Genomic DNA, 24027 nt, shown 5'->3' on the forward strand with positions numbered 1-24027 from the left:
ATTGTCGGCATATGGCTGCAAGATTGTCGGCATATGGCTGCAAGATTGCCGGCAGCTGCCGGCAACCATACGGAACTATATTTAAAAGGTAAACAATATAGGTTTCTAAGACTATTTAAATAACTTATCAAAAGCTATTTATTTATGCGTCATGATATCGAGCACCATATCATCGGTAGCTCTCATCGCATCGGCACCGATGCTCGTGAGGTTGTGGATGCACTTATCCACATCATCATCTACGATACCCTCGGCAGAGGTGACACACTTGCCTTCCATAGAAAGGAGGGCGGAAAGAAGAGCGGTGCTGACACCTGATGAAATCTTCAGGGCACAACTTGGTTTCGCTCCGTCACAAATCATACCGGTGAGATTGGCTATCATATTCTTGACAGAATTGCAGATGCGGGTATAATCGCCACCCATCAGATAGGTGATGCCGCAACTGCTGCCCGTACTGGCTACCACACAACCGCAAAGAGCTGAAAGCTTGCCTAAGCTCTGCTTGATATAGATGGCAGTCAGATGACTGAGCATCAGGGCACGGATCATTTCCTCCTCGGTATTCTCGTTCTCCAGCGCATAAACCACCACAGGATTCGTTGCACAGATGCCCTGGTTGCCGCTGCCGCTGTTGCTCATCACCGGAATCATGGCGCCACCCATACGGGCATCGCAGGCTGAAGCGGTGCGGGAGATGATGTGCGAGAAAATATTATCACCGAAGATACCATGACTCAACGGACGGTCCATTGTCTTGCCCAGACAGTGGCCATAGTTGCCTTTGATACTCAACTCGGCAGCCTTCATATTATAGTCCCTGGTCTTGAGAATGAAAGAAATCTCATCGAGCGGAGCTGTTGTAGCAAACTCGTAAACCATCGGGAAATTGAGCTGGATGTCGTCATCAGCCTCATCGCCCACAGTACCGCCACGCTTATCGAGCACCACCTCACCATTACGCTCAACATACACAAAATGGGTATGAGAACCGGAGATAATTGCCGTAGCCTGGTCTTCACCGGCATGACAGATGATTTCAATATAGAGTTTATCCACATCACCCTGTTTCAGTTTGATGTTGATATCCGCATCCTTGATATATTGTTTGCCCTGCTCCAGACTGCCGGGAGTAAGATCTTTCAACACTTCCAGCTGATATTCAGGCTTTCCGATGAGCGCCCCCAGCGATACGGCGATAGGCAAACCGATCATACCCGTGCCAGGAATGCCGACACCCATCGCATTCTTGAGCATATTAGGACTCAGAAGAACTTCAATACGTTCAGGGCGCTTGCCCAATGTAGTAGCAGCCTTGGCTGTACATAGTGCCACAGCCATCGGTTCGGTACAGCCGATGGCAGGAACCACCTCTTTATTAACGAGCGCAATGATGCGCTCACGCTTACTTTTCTCTAACATAATCTATATAGCTTTTATATAAATAACGTTCTTACCATTATTTCGGGTACAAAAATACAAAAAATAAACCGTATTCTTCTCTTTTCTCGAGAAAAATACGGTTAAAATCTATATTTCTTGATGAATTAGTCTTCCAACTGGAACAGAGGATCATCTGGAGTCAGCATGGTAGGCTTCTGGTCGAATTCCTTCAAAAGCTGCTCAGAAGCATACTTCTTGTTTACTACCAGGCGGAACATGTACTCGTTGAACCAATCGTTGGTCATGATGAAGCAACCGGCAAAACCATTGTCGGCACCCCAACTGTTCTCCACCTTCCATTTTACAGGCTTGCCATTGGCATCGAGATCTACAGCTGTCAGCGTCATGGCATGAGTAGAACCGCTATCGAAAGTAGCGATGCGGTCAGCCTTGTTCATTGGGAATGAGGTATTGAAGAGGCTAGCGTAATCGAAGTTGTCGAGTGCTAGATAGCCGCGCTTTCTATCAAGCTGCTTGCCCACATCATAGCTTGAATACATCTTATGACCATCCTTCAGAGAGGCGATGGCGAGCTGGGCTATCTCCTCCATAGGCAAGTTCAGATACTTCCAGTTATGACCATCGTAAGTGTGGCGGTCGTACTCTACCTCGTATGTCTTGTGGTAAGGACGGCGTGGATCGTTCATCACCATCAGGAAGGTACCGTTGAGATCCTTGCCTACGGTTTCCTCATAGAAACTCTTAGGAGTATACTTCTTTGCCTCGCCAACCTGCTTGCCATCCTTATCGCGGAAAGCATAGGTAAATTCCTTTACTGGTTCACCGAGAGTAAGACTCAGCATGTGATAAACCTGACCGAGCATCTTGTTCTTGCGAGCCTGGATAGCTGCCGACTTCTTACCCTGAGCCACCATCTTGCGGAGTTCCAGACCATACTCGCGGAGCTTGCTGCTTACGAGACGGCTCATCTTGGAAGTATTGTTGCTTGAGTAAGTCTCAGGCTGGGCACTCATAGGTACGAGACCATACTTGCTTGCCAAATCGGCAACACCACAGAAAGTACCACCATCATTGAGCGGATTCTTGAAGAAGAACTGCACCTGAGGATCCTCGATGCTCTTCTTGCCAAGGTCGATAACACCCTGAAGCATCAGGTTAGCCTTCTCCAGCTGATCATAGAAGAAGAGATAATCCTGAGAATACTCCACCACTCTACCCTGCTTGTCATTGACAGCAAAGTTAGAACGGAGCACGTTAAAACCGCTGAACATCCAGCAACGGCCCGAACTCTTCTGGTTGTGAATGCTCTGCGAAGGAGTCTCGATGCTGAAATGAGTATCAACAGGGGCCTCGTTGGCATGATTCTTCACAAGGTCATCAATGCTGTTGTTGGCAATCGCATTGAAGAGTGCCTTGTTGGCTACACCTGCCTGCTGGCTTTTCTCCATCTGCTGGAGAGCAGACTGACTGATGCCGCCACCCTTGGTCTGCGCCATCAGAGACATGGAAGCCATCATCATGGCTCCCAAAAGTAATACATTTTTTCTCATCACGATAAAGGTATTTATTTGCTTATTGTTATATAACTAATTCCGGATTTCATTCCTTTTTCAGAAATTTCCTTTGCAAAAATACAAAGAATAATCGGAAAAAGCGAAAATATTGCCTCAAAAGTGCTTTATATAGGAAAAAAGCATTATCTTTGCACAAGATTTTCACGAAGAAAACATGGACAAGAACAAGTTTAGTCTATTAAATAGTATAAAATACCCAGAAGATTTGAGACGACTGAGCATTGACCAGCTGCCACAAGTCTGCAAAGAGTTAAGAGAAGACATTATCGACGAGGTTGCCGTCAACCCCGGTCATTTTGCCTCCTCTCTTGGCGTGGTGGAAATAACCGTAGCCCTACATTATATTTACAACACCCCATACGACCGTATTGTATGGGATGTGGGACACCAGGCCTACGGACATAAGATATTAACAGGACGCCGCGACAACTTCTGTACCAACCGCAAGTTGCACGGCATCCGTCCATTCCCTACACCTTTAGAAAGTGAATATGATACCTTCGCCTGCGGACATGCGAGCAATTCCATCTCCGCAGCACTCGGTATGGCCGTTGCCGCACGCGAAAACGGAGATACCGACAGGCATGTGGTAGCCGTCATTGGCGATGGAGCCATGAGCGGCGGACTGGCTTTCGAGGGACTGAACAACGTATCAAGTACACCTAACGACATGCTCATCATCCTAAACGACAACGATATGAGCATCGACCGGGCTGTGGGCGGTATGGAGAAATATCTTCTGAACCTCGATACCAACGAGACCTACAACCGCCTCCGTTTCAAGGCATCGCAGTGGCTGCACTCCAAAGGCTATCTCAACGAAGACCGCAAGAAGGGCATCCTGCGCCTGAACAATGCACTGAAGTCGGCACTGAGTCATCAGCAGAACATCTTCGAGGGTATGAATATCCGCTACTTCGGACCTTTCGACGGTCATGACGTGAAGGAAGTGGCGAGAGTACTCAAACAGCTTAAGAACATGAAGGGTCCTAAGCTGCTGCACCTGCATACCACCAAGGGAAAGGGTTACGAACCAGCCGAGAAGAGTGCTACCATCTGGCACGCACCAGGCAAATTCGATCCGGAAACGGGTGAGAGAATCATTGCCGATACCAGCAACCAGCCTCCTAAATATCAGGATGTTTTCGGAGAGACGCTGCTGGAACTGGCTCAGAAGAACCCGAAGATTGTAGGTGTGACGCCAGCCATGCCTACAGGATGTTCCATGAACATCATGATGAAGGCGATGCCAAGCCGTACCTTCGATGTAGGTATTGCCGAGGGACATGCCGTCACCTTCTCTGGAGGTATGGCGAAAGACGGCCTGATTCCTTTCTGCAACATCTACAGTTCGTTTGCACAGCGTGCCTACGATAACATCATCCACGACATGGCACTGCTCAACTTGCCGGTTATCATGTGTCTTGACCGTGCCGGACTGGTAGGTGAAGACGGACCAACCCATCATGGTGCCTTCGATATGGCGGCTCTCCGTCCGATTCCGCATCTCACCATCGCATCTCCGATGAACGAGCATGAGTTGCGCAACCTGATGTATTCAGCCCAGTTGCCAGGTCATGGCAGCTATGTTATCCGTTATCCGAGAGGCAAGGGTGTGCTCGTAGACTGGCGCAACCCGATGGAGGAAATCAAGACCGGTACCGGCAGAAAGCTGAAAGACGGCACCGATGTAGCCGTTCTTACCATCGGTCCTATCGGAAACGATGCCGCTCAGGCTATCGCTGAGGTAGAAGCCGAAACCGGAATGAGCATCGCCCACTACGATATGCGATTCCTCAAGCCACTCGATGAAGACATTCTGAAAGAGGTGGGCGAAAAGTTCAGCCGCATCATCACCATCGAAGACGGCGTTCGTATGGGCGGTATGGGCTCTGCCGTACTGGAATGGATGAACGACCATGACTATCAGCCAAAGATGACCCGAATGGGATTGCCAGATGAGTTTGTGGAACACGGAACCGTGGCACAGCTCAGGGAAATCGTGCATCTCGATAAAGAATCAATCAAAGAAGCAATTAAGAAATGAAAATAATCATAGCTGGCGCATATGCCATAGGTACTCATCTGGCGAGACTCCTGTCACGCAGCAATGAAGAGATTACGCTCATCGATGAAAGCGAAGAGCGCCTGGCAAGCATTGGCTCCGACTGCGACCTGCTCACCATGCTGGGCAAGCCTACCAGTCTTCACATCTTACGCGATGCGGGGGTAGCAGATGCCGACCTCTTCATCGCCGTTACTCCGGTAGAAAGTACCAACATTACAGCTAGCATCCTTGCCAAGAACCTGGGTGCCAAAAGAACGGTGGCCCGTGTGGATAACCCGGAGTATATGGATCAGCAGGCTCAGGAATTCTTCAAAGAATTAGGTATCAGCAAACTGATTTATCCGGAGATGCTCGCAGCCGTAGATATCAATAACGGACTGAAAATGAGTTGGGTACGTCAGCGCTGGGATGTGCACGACGGCGCACTCGTCATGCTCGGCATCAAACTGCGCGAAGGATGCGAGATACTGAACGAACCGCTCAAGAACATCAGCGGTCCTAACGACCCATACCACGTGGTAGCCATCAAGCGAGGCAGCGATACCATCATCCCTGGCGGTAACGACGAGCTGAAACTCTACGACCTCGCCTACTTCATGACCACCCGCAACTATATCCCATATATCCGCAAGATTGTAGGCAAGGAGCACTATGTAGATGTGAAGAACGTGATGATTATGGGTGGCGGACGCACAGCCGTAAGAGCCGTGAAGAAGATGCCGGAATATATGGAATGCAAGATTATCGAGATGAGCGAGGAGCGCTGCGAATATCTCAACGATATTCTCGATGAGAACAAGACGCTCATCATTCATGGTGACGGACGCGACATTCCGCTACTCGTAGAAGAAGGTATCCGCAGTACCCAGGCCTTCGTGGCACTGACCGGTAACGCCGAAACCAATATTCTGGCCTGTCTTACCGCCAAGAGAATGGGTGTGCGCAAGACGGTGGCTGCCGTAGAAAACGTAGACTACGTGAGCATGGCAGAGAGTCTGGATATCGGTACCATCATCAACAAGAAGATGATTGCCGCCAGCTACATCTATCAGATGATGCTCGATGCCGACGTGATGAACGTGAGATTCCTGATGAGCGCTAACGCCGATGTAGCTGAGTTTATAGCCAAAGAAGGTTCGAAGGTAACCCAGAAACCGGTGAAAGAACTCGGCATGCCTATCGGTGTAACCATCGGTGGACTGGTTCGCGGTGAAGAAGGAATGCTCGTTTCGGGTAACACCCAGATAGAACCGGGCGACTCGGTGATGGTTTTCTGCCACAACATCAACATGAAGAAAATTGAGAAATACTTCATCTAAGCGTGAAGGAGATAGAGACATACTTCATATATGATAAACAGCAAATTAATATATAAGATTTTAGGGCAACTGCTTTTCATAGAAGCATTCCTGCTCTTCGTCAGTCTGCTGGTAGCTTTCTATTACCAGCAGGACGACATCTTTGCCTTCATTGTGGCAACACTTACCACCATCGGAGGCGGACTGGTGCTGAAATGGCGAGGACACGGAGCAGATAACTCAATGTCGCGCCGTGATGCCTATCTCGTGGTAACGCTCTCATGGATTGTATTCAGTTTCTTCGGAACCCTCCCCTTCATGATAAGTGGATACATCAACAACTTTACCGATGCCTACTTTGAAACCATGTCGGGATTTACGACAACGGGAGCCACGATATTAGACGATGTAGAATGTTTCCCCCACGGACTGCTCTTCTGGCGTTCGCTCACCCAATGGATAGGCGGTCTGGGAATCGTGTTCTTCACCATCGCCCTGCTGCCATCGCTTGTAGGAGGACAGACCAAGGTGTTTGCTGCCGAGGCAACAGGACCTATCAAAACGAAATTGCATCCCCGGCTTTCCACTTCGGCTAAATGGATATGGAGTATCTATCTGATGCTCACCATTGCCTGCATCGCATCCTACTATGTGGCAGGAATGAATCTCTTCGACAGTTTCAACTATGCGATGACCACTACGGCTACAGGAGGTTTCTCTACTCATAACAGCAGTACCTCGTTTTTCCATTCGCCGGCGCTGGAATACATCTGTGCCTTCTTCTGCTTCCTGTCGGGTGTTAACTTCACCCTGCTCTATGCAGCCGTCATCAAGTTCAAGATCAAGGATCTGTTCAAGAATTCAGAGTTTAAGTTCTATATGCTCCTCGTTACAGTCTTCACGGCTTTCATCATGGTAGAGCTGATAGCGATGCGCAACTACGATGTGGAACATGCCTTCCGCAGCTCCATCTTCCAGGTGGTATCATTCATCACCACCACGGGATTATTTAACGACGATGCTGCTGTGTGGCCTCACGTTACCTGGGTGGTATTGGCAGCCTGCATGTTCTTCGGAGCCTGCTCAGGCAGTACGAGTGGAGGTTTGAAATGTATCCGTGGCGTGATGCTGGTAAGAATGGTGAAGAATGAATTCCGCCAGATTCTGCATCCTAACGCCGTGCTACCATTGAAGATTGATGGTGTGAACGTACCGATGCAGAAGCGTGTTACGCTGCTTGCCTTCCTCACCACTTATCTCATCATCTGTCTGGTGATATCGTTCACGATGATAGCCATGGGCATCGATAATACCAATGCCATCACCATCACCCTGAGTTGCGTGGGTAATGTGGGACCTACGCTGGGTACGGAAATCGGACCAACCATGTCGTGGAGCGAACTGCCGGATGTGGCAAAATGGTTCTGCTCGCTGATGATGCTCATCGGTCGTCTGGAGATATTCAGTGTGCTGGTTATCTTAACGCCAGCATTCTGGAGAGAGAACTAACATACCCAGAGGGGGAGTTAGAAAATAAAAGAGAAGTTGATATTTGAAGTAAGAAATACGCTTACTAGACTAAGTATATTTCGCACAAAAGGCGTTATATATAATAAGGTATAGGTTCAGCAAGAGCCTTACCGGAGAGTAAGAAACCGTACTGAAGAGTACATTTATAAACTAAATATAGGTAATAATGAAACCATTAAAATTTCAACCGCTATTAAAATCCACCATCTGGGGTGGCAGTAAGATTATCACTTTCAAGCATCTCGACGTAAAGCAAGAGAATGTGGGAGAAAGCTGGGAAATCTCTGGAGTACCAGGAAATGAAAGCATCGTAGCCGATGGCGAGATGCAGGGCAAGAGCCTCAACGAGGTTGTTGCAGAACGGAAGGGAAGCTTCCTCGGAGAAGAGAACTACAAGCGTTTCGGCAATGAGTTTCCACTGCTCATCAAGTTTATCGATGCCAACCGCGACCTCTCTATCCAGGTGCATCCTAATGATGAAATTGCCAAGAAGCAAGGTAAGGAACGCGGCAAGACCGAGATGTGGTATGCGCTGCCATGCGAGCCGGATGCCAAGCTCTACAACGGCTTGAAGATGCAGATTACTCCTGAGCAGTACAAGGAGATGGTAGAGAACGATACCATCACCGATGCCCTGGCTCAGTATAACGTGAAGGAGGACGACTGCTTCTTTATCCCAGCCGGCAGAATCCACACCATCGGAACAGGCTGTTTCGTTGTCGAGATTCAGCAGACCAGCGATGTTACCTATCGCATCTACGACTTCAAGCGCAAGGACAAGGATGGCAACTATCGCCAGCTCCACACCAAGGAAGCTGCTGAGTGCATCGACTACACCGTATTGCCAGACTATCGCCAGCACTACACTCCTGCCAAGAATCAGGGTGTAAGCATGGTGCAGTGCCCTTACTTCACCACAGCCGTTTATGATCTCGATGAGCCAATGACGCTGGATTATTCAGAATTGGACAGCTTCGTGATTCTGATTGGCTTGAAGGGTGAGGCTAAGATTATCGACAACGAGGGTAACGAGATTACGCTCCAGGGCGGCGAAAGCATCGTTGTTCCTGCCAGCACCAAGACATTGAAGGTAGAAGGAACCCTGAAGTTCCTGGAGACATACGTATAATTTTAAAGGTAAAAAGGTAAAAAAGTAAAAAGGTAAAAAGAGCCTGGCGGGATGTCATCTGCCTGCTTTCTTTTTACCCTTTTACTTTTTTACCTTTTTACTTTTTTACCTTTTTACCTTTAAATATCCTTTTTACCTTTCCAAATACTTTTCCACATCCGCCTGTATCTTCTGGAATTCGGGAGAGAACTGGTAGAAGGTGTTCTTCTTCATCATCATCTTCACCTTGCCCAGACTATTCTCATAACATGCCATTTCGGTGCGGGCCTGCTCGGAATGGAGGGCACGGTCGCGGATTTCGTTCTCCCTATCATTGCGCAAAGCATCGCAGACGCTCTGGACGATGGGACTTACTACCAGGTCGAAGAGATGATGACCCTGAATATATAAATAGGTATTGCTCTCGTTTACACCCAGACTGTTGAGGTAAAGAGCCATTTCATCCAACTCATCCTTAAACTTCTTAAAGCGGCGCTCCAGCTGGAACAGCTTTGCCCGCACCTTCTTTCCCAAATAATCTATCGCCCATTTAGGATCCTGGATTCGGACAGAAGGCAGCATGATGACCTTATCAAACTCCGCCATATCAAAATGCATCGACATCTTGCGATGACGCACATAGAACAGCATGTGCCATAAGAAGAGGGGCCAGATGGTACGGGAATAAGACTCAAGAAAACGCTCGAAATCGAAGATGCGACGGTCGTTGAGCGTCACCATCACACAGGTTTCGTGCAATCCTCTGGCATAACATTGGAAGTTTTCAATGGCATAGGCATAGGTATGGAAGATGTAAGGATTCTCCAACATCTGCTGGGAAGACTCGGTTGAGCCCTGACGCAGATAATCGTAATCGGCATCTACACAGGCTATCATATCCCTACCTACTCCCTTCAGCATACTGGAGATAGCAGCCTTCTTGCCTCGGTCTAAATGCTGGTTACGGGTAGGCAGCATGATATCAAAATAGCGTTTTTCATTCTCAAACTTTCCCAATACAGAACGCCAGAAGAAGACATCATCATAGCTCTCGACGTAAGCCACAATCTTGCGCCGAGCCTTCTTCGAGGTCATCCTGTTGGCTGCCTCGAAGAACTGGGAATTGATATTATCGGTTAAACGTTTAGCCATAAGCTGAAAAAATCAACATTCAACACTTAACATTCAACATTACGAAATCGTAATATCATTCACATCCGTCACCCTATCGGTCCATCCATCCATGACCACAGCAGGACTGTGGGTGGTCATGATGATCTGGATATTCGGATTAAGCTGCAGCACCAGACCGATGAGCTGCTTCTGCCATTCGAAATGAAGGCTGATTTCCGGCTCATCCATAAAGAGGACGTATGACTGGTTGTCCTCCACCAGCACGGTGAGGAGGATGGCAAGAATCTGCTTCTCACCAGCCGAGAGCTGATAAGGCGAGAGCTGCTCGCCTATCTGGTTGAAGCGGATTTCGTTGGCAGTACGGATGATGGTCTTGCCGGTATCCTTGAAAAGATTATCTACCATATCCTGGAACATCTTCTTCGGTTCACTCAGTTTCTGAGCCTTGAAGGCTGCATCCGGTTCGCCACTCTGCAAGACGGCGATGATGCGATTGCCGATGTTCACCTGGTAATCCAGATACTTGCGCTGCAGCTGGAAGAGCTGCCAGTCGAGTTCGGTAACCAGGGTAAGGTCTATCTTGTTGATCATCTCGGCATTCATCAATGGTCTATCTACCGAGCGGATTACATCATATCTAATCCACTTTGCCTCCTCCGGCTCCACCTTCAGATGCACACCCTTGATCATGTGACTAGGGAATTCACCGCCAGCCGCCAGACCCTTTACCACCTTATTTAATATAGTACTCTTGCCCACGCCGTTTACACCACTCAGGATATTGACACGGCGGTCGAGGTTCCAAAGAATATGTTTGGTACCGCTCCAGAGAGATTCAATCTCTATCTGTTTGATATAATCAGCATATTTCTGCATAAGAATAATCTCCTATCTTTAATAGTCAAGAACGGAAAAAGACTATGGTCTTAACTTCTTAACTCCTTTAAGTTTCAAAAAATATACCGCAAATATAGCAAAATTCCTCGAATTTTTGTACCTTTGCACTCGATTTTATTCAAAAATAGGAAGATTTAAATAGAAATAAGGAAAAAATGGATAACAAACGACCTTTTATCGCCCACCTGTGCCTCTTCTGTTCCGGCGCATTCTGGGGACTGATGGCTCCCGTAGGCAAGGATGCCATGCTTCACGGCATCGACGGCATCGACCTGGTGAGCTTCCGAGTATTGGGTGGTGCCATTCTCTTCTGGCTCACCTCGCTCTTCACCAAGAAAGAGCATGTTCCAGTAAAAGACATCTTCAAGTTTGCTGCTGCCGGACTCTTCGCCCTCGTGTTCAACCAGTGTTCTTACACCATCGGTCTGAACATGACTTCGCCTAGCAATTCCAGTATCATGACCACTTCGATGCCTATCTTCGCCATGGTTCTCTCCTTCCTGATATTGAAGGAGCCTATCACCTGGAAGAAGGCGCTCGGTGTATTGATGGGATGCGCAGGTGCCGTCATCATCATCATGACGAGTGCTACGGCTGGCAATGCCAAGGTGGGAAACATCTGGGGTGACCTGCTCTGTATGTCGGCGCAGCTTTCTTTCGCCCTCTACCTGTCGCTCTTCAAGAACCTGCTGTCTAAGTATTCGCTCTTCACCATCAACAAGTGGATGTTCCTCTGGGCAACGGTCCTGATATGGCCTTTCACCATCAGTCACGTGATGAGCATCGACTTTGCCCAGGTTCCGATGAGCACTTGGTGGGAAACGGGCTACGTGGTTCTCTTCGGCACTTATCTGGGCTACATCTGCATGATGATTGGCCAAAAGACCCTGCGCCCTACCGTAGTTTCGGTATATAACTATGTGCAGCCGCTGGTATCGGTCACCGTGAGTGTCATCGTGGGGCTCGCCGTATTCAAGGGTATGCAGGCAATAGCCGCCATCCTCGTGTTCTCAGGTGTATGGCTCGTGGTAAAGAGCAAGTCAAAGAGAGATATCGACCAGCACGACCACAGCCTGGCCTACGAGAAAAGACATGCTTAAAAGATATAATATCGATTTATAAAACTGAAACTGTCCCCATCTGAGATAACAGATGAGGACAGTTTTTTATATAAAAAAAGAAGATCAGCAACCGAAGTAAACCATCAGTCCGCCCAATACGATATACAGCAGGGCGTATGGGATGGCCGAACGGAGAATCTCTCCATCCTTTCCCTCCATATCGCAGGCTGCAGTAGCGATGGCGATACTCTGCGGACTGATCATCTTGCCACCCGTGGCTCCCGTGGTATTGGCAGCAACCAGCCAGTTCTCCTGACCACCCTCCATACCGAAGAATGTGCTCTGTCCCGTCATGCCCAACTGATTGGCAACATGAGCCTGGAGCTTGGCAAAGAGGATATTCGAAGAGGTATCAGAACCCGTTACGAAGGTTCCGATGGCACCAATCATAGGTGCTACCAGAGGATAGAAATCTCCCGTTACTGCCACCAGACCTGAGGCGATGGCAGTAATCATTCCCGAATAGTTCATCACACTTGCCAGGGCTATCAGCGAACAGATGGTCACCACCGTCTTACGCAGATTCACCGTGGTACGGGCAAGAATCACCATCAATCTATTAAGGCTCAATCCCTGAATCAGTCCACCAATCGTAGCACCCAGGAAGAGCATCAAGCCCGCATTGGAAATCCAGCCAAACTTAAAGGTGCTGTCGAGTACAGGCAGATGAACCGCACTCACCAGATGACTTTTGAGGAAAGCATTGACCGGAGGACAGAGGGCTCCGGAAACCAGGATGAATATCAATATAAAAAGGTAAACGCTCCATGCCTTTAGGCTCTCGGCAAGCGTAAAGGTTTCCTTATCCTGCACCTTGCTCTTTCTGGCAAACACCTTGGCGTATGCGATGATGGCGATAATGGCTGCCAGCGAACCGATGATGGCTGGAGTCTCCGAACCGAGATAATAGCCGCAGACAAACTGCACTACCACGGAAATCACTCCCACCCAGAGGGCGATGATGAGATTCTTGATAAGATTGTGCTTATCGGTAAGCGTCAGGATGATGAAAGGCAGAATGATAAAAAGAGGTGCCAGCTGGATAATGGCGAAGGCCGAAGTCTCGCAAATCTGTGCCGCCGAAGCCGATCCGCTTTCAGCCACCTCGTTACAGAGCGTAGTAACCGGTACACCCACGGCACCAAATCCCGTAGCCACGGTATTACCGATTAAGGAAACCAGAGCCGAGAACATCGGTTTGAAGCCGAGTCCGATGAGGATGGCAGCAGGTATCGCCACCGCCGTTCCGAAACCCGCCATACCTTCGAGCAGTCCGCCGAATCCCCATACGAGGAGCAGCACGAGCAGTCCCTTATCATCGGTAATCGATGTAAACTGCCTCTTGATCACCTCTATCTGCTTGCTTTCCACGAGGATATTATAGCTATAGATAGCCATCAGGATGATGATGAGAATCGGGAATACCGCCTTCAGGATGCCTTCCACCACCGCCCATCCCGTCAGGGCGATCACGCTGTCCTCCGCATGTTCCGGGGCAATCATGCCTAGCGGCGAAGCAGCGAAGAGAGCGAGCAACACGGTAATTACGAGCGTCAGCAAGGCGCTTTTATGACCTGCCATCTTGAAGCCGAGCATCAGGATGAACAGCAACACGATGGGAATAATAGAAACTACAGATGCCATAAGCCATTCAGTTTTTTAATGTTTTCGATTGCTAAATTTTATGTTTATGACTGCAAAAATAACATTTTTCTTTGAAAAAAGAAAGCATTTTTTGAAAAAAATCTCTTCTTAGATGTCCGATTTTTCAATTTCATACGTCTATAGAGTGTTAAGGTTATGAGAACAGAAGAATTCAACCATATCATCCTACCGATGCGCAGCGACCTGAAAGCGTATGCGCTAAGGTTGACTGAGAGTGACGACAATGCCGAAGACCTCGTGCAGGAAGTCATGCTCAGGCTGTGGGACATGCGCCAGAATATCAAGGCAGAAGATAACCTCAAGGCGCTCGCCATCACCATCATGCGCAACAAGTTTTATGACCAGTGCAGGCATGAGGAGCGGAACTTCACCACCGACAGGGTGATGGAAGTATCCATAGAAGACCGGCGGGCAGAGCAACGGGACGAGGTAAATCTCATCAAGCAGATAGTGGCACAGCTCCCGCCCTTGCAGCAGCAGATATTCCGCATGAAGGAGATAGAAGGCTATACTGCCGATGAAATCATGCAGATAACGGGATGTACTGCCGATAATCTCCGAAAGAATCTCTCCAGAGCCCGACTCAAAATCAGAGAGACCTATATGAATATCGTGAAACAAAACAGAACAAAATAAAAAAGGAGGAAAGAAGATGAACGATAAAATAAAAAGAATCGATGAATTCAAGGGTATCAATGAATTCAAGACGATACAGGACTTGCTCGACAAGTATATGGATGGTGCCACATCCAATGAGGAAGAGGCAACGCTCAGAAAATATTTCGAAGAGCATGCCAATGATATTCCGGAAGAATGGGAATCCTATCGCGCCCTCTTCAGCTATATCGGATTCGAACAGATGAATCTTTCTCAAATTCTAAAAGAAGAAGAGAAGGAGGAGGATTTCGAAAAAAAAGATATCGAGAAGGAAGAAATCCCAAAGAAGGAAGCTTCTCGCAGCAGATGGCTCAAATATTTCGGCACTTCTGTGGCAGCCGCCGCTATCATCGCATTCCTGATTGTGGGCATCCAGAAGATTGCCCAGCCTCAGCCTGAATGTTATGCGGTTATCGATGGAAAGGTTTATACCGACCAGGAGTTCGTTCATAACGAAGCCCTGGATGCCCTGGAAGATGTTTCGGCAGATTCCGAAGATCCATTCAGTGCCCTGGATATGATGAAACAATAAATTCATCTTTTAGATGAAACAATCAATCAAACTATAAAGTATAATATATATAATAAGGTATAGAATATGAAACGATGCAACTTGATAAAACGCTTCTTCATCGGACTGCTTCTTATCGTGGTAGCCTCGATTTCGGCTAATGCCCAGGAGGGACTATACGTAAAAAGTATATTCCAACGCTTCGGACACGCCAAGGGATGCAAGATGGTTACGATGCAGAATGCGCAACTCAAAGGTTACAGGCTCAAGATATACAAGAGCCTGGTATATAAGAACCATGCCACGGAAATAGCCCACTATCTGAAGTCCGACCGCAAAGCTGCGAAAAAGATCAGAGAGGTGGTGGAAAATGGCAAGATGGTGAGCGGCTATTACATGATGACACCCTTGAGCAATGGCGACAACCGCTTCATCCTCTTCAGTAACCCGAGTAAAAGCAAGGGAACCGTGATTTATATAGAAGGCGACCTGTCGCCCGAAGATATCATGAAACTCTGCTATTCCAGAAGATAGAAACAGCATTTTCCTTCTGGAATCTTCTCAATAAGAATAAGAAACAACATAAAATATAGTATTATGAATATCAAAAACGTAATGATGATGGCTGCCATGATGCCAGCCTTCGCCCTTGCTGAAACCAACAGCAACAGTACACCAGCCTCGGTAGAGGCTAACGACACCACAATCAGAGTGAACGACCAGAACATCGTCATCAAGCAGGATGGTGAACAGACTTCTGTGAAGATATATAAGATGAACGGCAACGAGATGACCAAGATTTCCGAAACCCAATTCGTAGATGGTCAGGAAGTAGAAAAGGTATTTGTCACCTCACCATTCATCCCTCAGACTTTGAGCAAGCGCAAGCGCAGTCTGGAGAGTCATTATCCAACCTTCTTCTTCGGCTGCAGCCAGTTGCCAGGCAGCAGGGGAAGCATGGGAGGCAACAACGAGATGCACAGTCGCAACTCCAAGTCGTGGGAATGGGGCATCACCCTCACCAGTCTCTGCTTCCGCCTTTCCAACGAAATGGCGCTCACCTCCTCTCTCTCCATCGGACAGGTACACCACCATTTCAAGGACAATTATGTATTAAGTACCGAAAACGGGGTATCGGCAATGACTCCGATAGAAGGCGAAACGCTGAAGAAAAGCTATATCAGCTACAATGTGCTCCGCCTGCCTATCATGCTGGAGTGGCAGAAGCGCATAGGATCCCATGATGCATTCCTGGCTTTAGGTCCATCAGTAGAATACCGCTGGCACGAGCATTCCCGCTACTTCATCGGAAAGCACAAGCATACCGAAACGGGCGATATCAACCTCAACCCTATCGGCCTGAACCTGGAAGCCCGTGCCGGCTACTCAGGAGTGATGCTCTACGCCCGTGCTGGAGTAACCCCACTGCTCAACAAGACCAAGGCTCCCGAGTGCTACCCGATGACCATCGGCTTAGGATTTAGACTGTAATTTCTCTCAAAAAATCGAAAAAAATGCCCGAATACCACAAACGTGGTAGCAGGAATACTACTCATATGCTATTTCAGAATCCAAAAAATCGCCGTACCTTTGCAGCGTCAATCAGAACAAACAGTCTGATGACTTTCAGAAGGACATCAGAATGTCTTTCAGAGAAAGAACATCAATCTGATTTCTGGGCGACAATTTATATAAATGAATAAGATTGAATATTAACGTAAAATTAAAGAAAGGACATAGATTATGAGTACAGAAAAGAAACTTCGCTTTGAGACACTTCAGTTGCATGTAGGTCAGGAAAATCCAGATCCAGCTACCGACGCTCGTGCGGTGCCTATCTACCAGACCACAAGTTATGTGTTCCGCAACTCTCAGCACGCTGCCGATAGATTCGGACTCCGTGACGCAGGTAATATCTATGGTCGCTTGACCAACTCTACTCAGGGTGTATTCGAAGACCGTGTAGCTGCCCTCGAGGGTGGTGTAGCAGGTTTGGCTGTCGCTTCTGGTGCTGCCGCCGTTACCTACGCTCTGCAGAACATCCTTCAGAACGGCGACCACATCGTAGCTGCCGACAACATCTATGGTGGTACTTATAACCTCATCACTCATACATTATCTACACAGGGTGTTAGCTACACCATCGTAGATCCTCGCAACTTCGAGCAGGTAGAGGCTGCCATTCAGGACAATACCAAGGCTCTCTATGCAGAGACCTTCGGAAATCCTAACTCAGATGTAACCGATATCGATAAGTTGGCAGAGATTGCTCATCGCCACAACATCCCATTGATTATCGATAACACCTTCGGCACTCCATACCTCATCCGCCCTATCGAGCACGGAGCAGACATCGTGGTTCACTCTGCTACCAAGTTCATCGGCGGTCACGGTTCATCTCTCGGTGGTGTCATCGTAGATGGCGGTAAGTTCGACTGGAAGGCAAATGCCGACAAGTTCCCTACTCTCGCTAAGCCAGACCCATCTTATCATGGTGCCGTATTCGCAGATGTAGCCGGAGCAGCAGCCTTCGTAACCCGAATCCGTGCGGTCATCCTTCGTGATACCGGTGCAACCATCTCTCCATTCAACGCCTGGATTCTTCTTCAGGGCTTGGAGACATTGAGCCTCCGTGTAGAGCGCCACGTTCAGAATGCATTGAAGGTGGTAGAATATCTGGAGAACAATCCTAAGGTGGCTAAGGTTAATCACCCAGCCGTTCCTTCTCATCCAGACCATGAACTTTACAAGAAGCTCTTCCCTAACGGCGGTGGTTCTATCTTCACCTTCGATATCAAGGGCGGCGAGAAAGAGGCATGGGAGTTCATCGACCACCTGCGCATCTTCTCTTTGCTGGCTAACGTAGCCGACGTGAAGTCACTGGTTATCCACCCAGCAACAACCACTCACTCTCAGTTGAGCCCAGAGGAGTTGGAGGAGCAGCACATCTATCCTTCTACCGTTCGATTGAGCATCGGTATCGAGAACATCGACGACCTGATTGAGGCACTCGATGAAGCATTTACCTACGTAAAGTAAAAATATTAATGATTTAAATTAGAGTACAGTTATGGCAAAGATATATAAGCAGATTACTGATTTAATCGGTAAGACCCCATTGGTAGAATTGGGTAAGTATTCAGCATCCAAGGGTTTGGAGACTCCTGTAATTGCTAAGGTAGAATTCTTCAATCCTGGCGGAAGCGTAAAGGATCGTATCGCCCTCGCGATGATCGAAGACGCTGAGCAGAAGGGCATCCTGAAACCAGGTGCCACCATCATCGAACCAACCAGCGGTAATACGGGTGTAGGTCTGGCTCTGGTATCAGCCGTAAAGGGCTATCACCTCATCCTCACCATGCCTGAAACCATGAGTGTGGAGCGCAGAAACCTGGTGAAGGCTTACGGCGCAGAAGTAAGATTGACCAGCGGTAAGGACGGAATGCCTGGTGCCATCAAGGCTGCCGAGGAACTCCGCGATTCCATCCCTGGTTCCGTGATTCTGGGACAGTTTACCAACCCATCCAATCCTGCCAAACACTATGCCACAACAGGACCAGAAATCTGGGCTGATACCGATGGCGAGATTGATGTCTTCGTAGCCGGTGTAGGAACCGGTGGAACCATTTCGGGTATCGCCAAGTACCTGAAAGAACAGAATCCAAACGTGAAGGTGATTGCCGTAGAGCCTGCCACATCGCCTGTATTGAACGGCGGACAGAGCGGTCCTCACAAGATTCAGGGCATCGGTGCCGGTTTCATTCCAGAGACTTACTCTTCAGAATATATCGATGAGGTATTGGACATTCAGAACGATGATGCCATCAAGGCAGGTCGTGACCTGGCTCAGACCGAGGGCCTCTTGGTAGGAATCTCATCAGGTGCCGCTGCCTTTGCAGCCACCGAGATTGCGAAGCGTCCTGAGAACAAGGGCAAGAAGATTGTAGCCCTCTTGCCAGATACCGGCGAGCGTTATTTAAGCACTGTACTCTACGCTTTCGAGGAGTATCCATTGTAATTCACAATCGGATATTTTCTGATGAAAGCAAAATCTATCATAATTTCCCCAACCCGCTTTCCCATAGCAGGTTGGGGATTTTCATTTTCGGAACTTCATATATATTTGCAAATGCGATACCACCGCCCTAACTATATAAAAATAGGTAGTTAGGGCGGTGCAATCGCTAAAATTCGAGACCATTTACCACAAAAACACAAAGTAAACTACCGTTAAAATACAAAGTAAAACGGCGCAAAAATATAAAGAAACTGTAGAAGACACGATTTACGATAAAGCCATATCAATGGAAGACGGAGTAAAGATTATACCTTTGGCTAAATAAAAAGACCAAGAAAAAGCTAAATTTTCGATAGAAAACTAAGAAAAAGTTTGTTTTCTATCGAAAATTTGACTATCTTTGCGCCCAAATGAGAAATATTCTAATTACATTAGGCAATATTCCAGTAACATCTTCGGTCATTGCTTCACTATATCCAGATGTAAAGACCAAGTTTGCAAAAGTTGCACAGCTGGAAAAGGCGGGTGAAATCATCCGCCTCAGGCGAAATCTGTTCGTTGTAAATCCACAAGAAACGGGACAACCACTCTCTTCCGGACTTATCGCCAACCATCTGTTGTCTCCATCTTATGTGTCTATGCAGACAGCATTAAGATATTATGGTTTAATACCCGAAGCTGTATATACAGTTCAATCCATGACCTTTAAGACAGCAAAGGAATACAATACACCCATAGGCAACTTTTACTATCATCATATTCCAAGGGCCACCTATCCTATAGGAATTACGCAGATAAAGGAAGGAAACAATGTCTATATAATGGCTACTCCAGAAAAGGCATTATGTGATTTGATAGCCAACCTGCCAGGTATCAAACTGAGATACAAGAAGGAAGCATTAGAGTTTCTGGAAGAAAATCTAAGATTTGATATGGACAGATTCTACCAGCTCAATCCCAAGATATTCGAAGATTATGCAAATATAGGAAAAAAGGCAACATCCATACGCACAATATTAAAACTCTTACATCATGAATGAGATATACCAAAATATGTTATCAGCTTATGATCTTTCTACAGATCAGTCTAAAAGAAATGCTACTTTTGAGGTAAACCAGCAAATAATTCTTGCCGGTTTGTACCAAGGCGGTTTCTTCGAAAAAGCAGCTTTTTATGGTGGAACCTGCCTACGCATTTTCCATGGTTTAAATCGCTTCAGTGAAGATATGGATTTCTCTTTATTGAACAAAGATGAAAGTTTTGACTTCTCCCAATACTTCCAACCAATTATCGACGAATTTGATGCCATCGGGAGAAGAGTGGACATACAGAAGAAGGACAAGAAGAATTTTGGAAAAGTAGAATCAGCTTTTTTAAAAGATACCACCGACGTTTATGACATTTCATTTCAAACAGAAAAGTCCATCAAAATCAAAATTGAAGTAGATACCAATCCTCCTCTCCATTTTTCTACGGAGCAAAAACTTCTGATAGAGCCTCGTTCTTTCATGACAAGATGCTTTACCCTTCCCGACTTATTTGCCGGCAAAATGCACGCATTAGTTTATCGAGCATGGAAAAACCGGGTAAAAGGACGCGATTGGTATGATTTCGAATGGTACATCCGGAATAGAATTCCTTTAGATTTCAAACATCTACAGGAAAGAATCAAAGAATTTAACGGATGCGAGAAATCAAAAGAAGAATTCATTGCCGACTTGGAGCAAAGATTGAGATCAGCAGACATCAAACAGGTAAAAGTAGATGTGATGCCGTTTATAAAGAATCCAAAAGATATGACTATCTGGTCCAACGAATACTTTCTGCAATTGGCGAAAATGATAAACATAGAATAGCTAAGGTAGCTTCCATTCCTATCTCATGGGGACAATTTCACTTTTGAAAACGGACATTAAAAGGGGTGGGCTTCCACATTTCACAAGAGAAAAGAGAGTGGATTTGCGACAACCAGTTCCTATATAAAATAAGTTATAAGCTCGGGGAGGAATGAGTTTGAACCAATCGTCAAAGTTTAAAGAATACTAAAAGTTTCGTTTCCGCTTGAAAATTTCTTTTAAAATGCCTATATTTGCAATGCCGTTAGTAATGGCGGCAGACATAAAGAGGTAGCAACTACGCTAAGTTCGGACTGAGAATCTGGACAGTTCGCAGTACACAAGAATGACAGTTCCAGTTGTTTGCCCCAATATGTATACTCATATCCATCCCGCTTCTGTGGGATGGGTATCTCTATTTAGTTAATTTTGCAACCGAATTATCAACCCAGTCTGAGTAACATGGATTCATATTCTGGAATCATCATAGAAGAAAGTAGAAGGTCTGAACAATTTTCAGACTTTACTCCCATACCTTGCAAAGGATTCAACCTTCTTTGCAAGGCAAAGCGCTATGGCAGATGGTGGGTGCTCAAGGGATTGAAGGAGCCATATCGCCAAGACGAAAACTACAAGAACCTGCTGCACAAAGAGTTCGATATCCTCATATCCCTGCAGCATCCCAACATCGTATCAGCCTACAGCATGGAAGAAATACCAGAAATGGGTACCTGTATCGTGATGGAATGGATAGATGGTATCACGCTGGAACACTGGAGTGGCAAGAAGACTGAGGGAGAAGACATCTTCCTCCAGTTGCTTGATGCTGTGCATTACATCCACGCCAAGCAGATAGTACACAGAGACTTAAAACCTTCCAATATCATGATTACCCATAACGGCAATCATGTAAAGCTCATCGATTTCGGACTTTCAGATACCGACGACTTTGCCATCCTCAAACAGCCTGCCGGCACACTGGGCTACATCTCACCTGAACAGATTGCATCCCAACAGGCAGACATCCGCAACGACATCTTCAGCATCGGTTGTATCCTGGAAAAGATACTTCCAAGCAAACCGTATACTGCCATCATCAAACGATGTAAGGCTCCCATAGCCCAGCGATATGCCAATGTGGATGAACTCAAAGCCGATTTCATGGCTCGCAGAAACAGGCATCTATTCGGTATCAAGCGTATCGCAATCGCAGCTTTGGTCTGTATCATCTTATTAGGTTTCATCAGTTGTCCTTTACTGAATCAGCAGGAAAAGAGCATTAGCACCACCCCTGAACATACCGAAGCCAAGAAGGATACATCCATCCGCCAGCAAGCCAAGAAGCCTGCCCCACTTTCCAATGGCCAGAAATCCCTGCAGCCAACAGCTACCGAGCCATCTTCTGCATCACAGGCACAAGCCGCCGAACTCCTATCCGAAGGCAAGAAGACAATCGACAAGATGTGGAAGGAATCCGGCATAGACACCATCCGGTCTGTTGAGAAAAAGAGCGAGGCATTCTATCAGTTTGTAGATAAGAGTAATGAATTCATCACAACGACTTATCCGCAGACATTCTCTAAAGACATCGCCGGCAGCAAGAAGGCAGATATCATCTACGAGCTGTCCTCTTATACCTCTGAAAGATATGTGAAGCCCACCTTGTCGAGATTTCAATCTTCCAGATAATGCTCCACGATAATGCCGTTCTTCTTACCAATTGCGTAAGTAACCGGTTCATCAACTCCATGCTTCCAGGCATGAAGATAAGCAGGCTCATGATTGATAAAATGACGGCACTCGAATGTATCATCTTTCGCCAATCTGGTATTTTCTGATGATACCACCTTGAAACTTCCGTTTCCCTGATACCAGATGATGCAGGTTCTGTCGGGCAGCCAGGAAAGTTTGAGCATCTGTCCCTCATAAAGATCATCGCATGAGATTTCCTTGCCTATAACCATCTGGCTCTGCCGTTCTCCCGTTCCTTGCGACAATCCAAACTCCTCAAAGTCCGCATAACCGAGAAAATTAGCCAGCACATTCTTGGTAAACTTACTGGCAGAAACCCCTTCGCTCACGTATCCCCAGAATCGTCGCAGCGTAGAGGCACTCACCCTTTGCTGGGTACGTTCCTCCACCTTTTCGCTCAACCAAGCGAAGTCGCGGGGCACAACCATCTTGCGCCCCACCATTTTTTCTATCATTTCACGTAATATCTGTTCCATGCTGCAAAGATACTGAAACAAATCCAGCCAACACACAAAAAGCCAATATTTCCACTAAAAACACCTCATATTTTGAACTTGGAACGGAATGGAACGCTGAAAAAGCAGAAAAAACACCTATTTTTGCAAAAAAATCAGCTCACAATGAACAACTTTAGAAAAAAAATGGTATATTTGCAGTGCTGTTCTAAACAAGCAGCAGACATGTTAAGGAAACAACCATGCTTGGTTCGTACTGAGAATCTGGACAATTCATTGTACACAAGAACGAAGACAGAAGTTGTTCACCCAACCGTGTATTATTGTATCCATTCCGCTTCGGCGGGATGGACATTGATATATACCCTTTGGTGTGAGCTGATTTTCATTCTTTGTGTACAGGTAGTCCAGAACCTTCAGAACAGAATGAAATTGGTTCGCACCTTTTTTGTGCCTAAGAATGAAATAACCAAAAAGTAAATGATTAGCTTATGGAAAAATTAGAAAATAAAAAGCCAGAAAAGCTACTGATAGCCATCAGCGCATTAGGCAATCATGGCAAGACACTAAGTGCTACCAGATTGATAGAACTTTTAATTTCACATCGTGAAGGATGGCTTTATGATAGCCGTTCCATCATTCTCAAGAAAGAGCAACTGGCTATTCTACAACGCAATGGAACGGCAGAAATTGCAGTTATTACCATTGGTGATGGAGTAGGTCGCAGATTTGAAGATTGGTATAATATTGTAGCAAGTATTCCAACTATCAAAATCATTGTTGGATGTTGTCGTACAAAACATGGGACATTCGCCTATCTCAAAAAATTTGCAATGACTCATCAATATACAATGGTTGTAACGCATCCATATTTTCAAGAGATGCCTGTTTTGACTAAGGGTTCACCTATTGCAAACTATTGGAACGCAATTTTTGCAAACCAGCTATTAGACATGATACATTTACACTTGTAAACAATATTGGGAATAATAACAAATA

Annotated in this window: 21 protein-coding genes; 15 read left to right on the forward strand and 6 right to left on the reverse strand. The window is 46.7% G+C overall.

The genetic code is table 11. From position 1 onward, the window contains the following. Positions 1-138: 138 nt before the first annotated feature. Both FO447_RS09585 and FO447_RS09590 read right to left on the reverse strand, forming a co-directional pair. A complete protein-coding gene (locus FO447_RS09585; protein ID WP_200756153.1) occupies positions 139-1422 on the reverse strand; it encodes an L-cysteine desulfidase family protein in 1284 nt (427 codons plus the stop codon). A gap of 125 nt (positions 1423-1547) precedes the next feature. Beyond that, entirely contained in the window at positions 1548-2954 is a 1407-nt protein-coding gene (locus FO447_RS09590; protein WP_200756154.1) for an aminopeptidase C, read from the reverse strand. Between the two features lie 178 nt (positions 2955-3132). Between FO447_RS09590 and dxs the strand changes: the two genes are divergently transcribed. The 4 genes from dxs to FO447_RS09610 all read left to right on the forward strand — a co-directional run bounded on the left by dxs (position 3133) and on the right by FO447_RS09610 (position 9003). Continuing rightward, positions 3133-5025, forward strand: coding sequence for a 1-deoxy-D-xylulose-5-phosphate synthase (gene dxs / locus FO447_RS09595; protein WP_200756155.1), 1893 nt, complete (start codon positions 3133-3135; stop codon positions 5023-5025). Next, on the forward strand, positions 5022-6365 hold the full coding sequence (trkA, locus tag FO447_RS09600) for a Trk system potassium transporter TrkA (protein WP_118154795.1): 1344 nt from the start codon (positions 5022-5024) through the stop codon (positions 6363-6365). Before dxs ends, trkA begins: the two co-directional genes overlap by 4 nt. Positions 6366-6395: 30 nt before the next feature. Next, a complete protein-coding gene (locus FO447_RS09605) occupies positions 6396-7853 on the forward strand; it encodes a TrkH family potassium uptake protein (RefSeq protein ID WP_118154792.1) in 1458 nt (485 codons plus the stop codon). Positions 7854-8040: 187 nt separating this feature from the next. Next, positions 8041-9003 carry a type I phosphomannose isomerase catalytic subunit gene (locus FO447_RS09610; RefSeq protein WP_118139651.1) on the forward strand — a complete coding sequence of 321 codons (963 nt, stop codon included), beginning with the start codon at positions 8041-8043 and terminating at the stop codon, positions 9001-9003. A gap of 132 nt (positions 9004-9135) precedes the next feature. Here FO447_RS09610 and FO447_RS09615 read toward each other — a convergent pair whose 3' ends face one another. Both FO447_RS09615 and FO447_RS09620 read right to left on the reverse strand, forming a co-directional pair. Then, the gene (locus tag FO447_RS09615) at positions 9136-10134 is read right to left on the reverse strand and encodes a DUF4435 domain-containing protein (RefSeq protein ID WP_118154789.1); all 999 of its coding nucleotides are present in this window, start codon (positions 10132-10134) and stop codon (positions 9136-9138) included. Positions 10135-10173: 39 nt separating this feature from the next. Continuing rightward, positions 10174-10992: an AAA family ATPase gene (locus FO447_RS09620; RefSeq protein ID WP_022121034.1), complete on the reverse strand. Its 819-nt coding sequence runs from the start codon at positions 10990-10992 to the stop codon at positions 10174-10176. Positions 10993-11168: 176 nt separating this feature from the next. On the opposite strand from FO447_RS09620, the gene FO447_RS09625 reads away from it, so the two are divergent. Continuing rightward, positions 11169-12113 (forward strand): DMT family transporter, encoded by a 945-nt coding sequence (locus FO447_RS09625; RefSeq protein ID WP_118190649.1) that lies wholly within the window; start codon positions 11169-11171, stop codon positions 12111-12113. Positions 12114-12197: 84 nt separating this feature from the next. Here FO447_RS09625 and FO447_RS09630 read toward each other — a convergent pair whose 3' ends face one another. Then, positions 12198-13778 carry an L-lactate permease gene (locus FO447_RS09630; protein WP_118139647.1) on the reverse strand — a complete coding sequence of 527 codons (1581 nt, stop codon included), beginning with the start codon at positions 13776-13778 and terminating at the stop codon, positions 12198-12200. A 156-nt stretch (positions 13779-13934) separates the two neighbouring features. Between FO447_RS09630 and FO447_RS09635 the strand changes: the two genes are divergently transcribed. The 9 genes from FO447_RS09635 (at position 13935) to FO447_RS09675 (ending at position 22510) form a co-directional block, all read left to right on the forward strand. Continuing rightward, positions 13935-14435, forward strand: coding sequence for an RNA polymerase sigma factor (locus FO447_RS09635; protein WP_118139646.1), 501 nt, complete (start codon positions 13935-13937; stop codon positions 14433-14435). A 16-nt stretch (positions 14436-14451) separates the two neighbouring features. Then, the gene (locus tag FO447_RS09640) at positions 14452-14988 is read left to right on the forward strand and encodes a hypothetical protein (protein ID WP_118139645.1); all 537 of its coding nucleotides are present in this window, start codon (positions 14452-14454) and stop codon (positions 14986-14988) included. A gap of 66 nt (positions 14989-15054) precedes the next feature. Next, the gene (locus FO447_RS09645; RefSeq protein ID WP_118139644.1) at positions 15055-15501 is read left to right on the forward strand and encodes a DUF6108 family protein; all 447 of its coding nucleotides are present in this window, start codon (positions 15055-15057) and stop codon (positions 15499-15501) included. 63 nt (positions 15502-15564) lie between these two features. Beyond that, on the forward strand, positions 15565-16458 hold the full coding sequence (locus FO447_RS09650; RefSeq protein WP_118139643.1) for a hypothetical protein: 894 nt from the start codon (positions 15565-15567) through the stop codon (positions 16456-16458). A 252-nt stretch (positions 16459-16710) separates the two neighbouring features. Further along, positions 16711-18006, forward strand: coding sequence for an O-acetylhomoserine aminocarboxypropyltransferase/cysteine synthase family protein (locus tag FO447_RS09655; RefSeq protein WP_006849406.1), 1296 nt, complete (start codon positions 16711-16713; stop codon positions 18004-18006). Positions 18007-18037: 31 nt separating this feature from the next. After that, positions 18038-18985, forward strand: coding sequence for a cysteine synthase A (gene cysK / locus FO447_RS09660; protein ID WP_153084973.1), 948 nt, complete (start codon positions 18038-18040; stop codon positions 18983-18985). Between the two features lie 410 nt (positions 18986-19395). Continuing rightward, positions 19396-20025: a type IV toxin-antitoxin system AbiEi family antitoxin domain-containing protein gene (locus tag FO447_RS09665; protein WP_118064900.1), complete on the forward strand. Its 630-nt coding sequence runs from the start codon at positions 19396-19398 to the stop codon at positions 20023-20025. Then, the gene (locus tag FO447_RS09670) at positions 20015-20842 is read left to right on the forward strand and encodes a nucleotidyl transferase AbiEii/AbiGii toxin family protein (protein WP_118064902.1); all 828 of its coding nucleotides are present in this window, start codon (positions 20015-20017) and stop codon (positions 20840-20842) included. Before FO447_RS09665 ends, FO447_RS09670 begins: the two co-directional genes overlap by 11 nt. A gap of 441 nt (positions 20843-21283) precedes the next feature. Beyond that, entirely contained in the window at positions 21284-22510 is a 1227-nt protein-coding gene (locus tag FO447_RS09675; RefSeq protein WP_200756156.1) for a serine/threonine-protein kinase, read from the forward strand. Here the strand turns inward: FO447_RS09675 and FO447_RS09680 are convergent. Next, the gene (locus tag FO447_RS09680; RefSeq protein WP_200756157.1) at positions 22495-23049 is read right to left on the reverse strand and encodes a hypothetical protein; all 555 of its coding nucleotides are present in this window, start codon (positions 23047-23049) and stop codon (positions 22495-22497) included. The genes FO447_RS09675 and FO447_RS09680 overlap by 16 nt on opposite strands. A gap of 470 nt (positions 23050-23519) precedes the next feature. Between FO447_RS09680 and FO447_RS09685 the strand changes: the two genes are divergently transcribed. Further along, a complete protein-coding gene (locus FO447_RS09685; RefSeq protein WP_200756158.1) occupies positions 23520-24002 on the forward strand; it encodes a hypothetical protein in 483 nt (160 codons plus the stop codon). The last annotated feature ends 25 nt before the right edge of the window (positions 24003-24027 follow it).

This window comes from Segatella copri (assembly GCF_015074785.1).
GTDB lineage: Bacteria > Bacteroidota > Bacteroidia > Bacteroidales > Bacteroidaceae > Prevotella.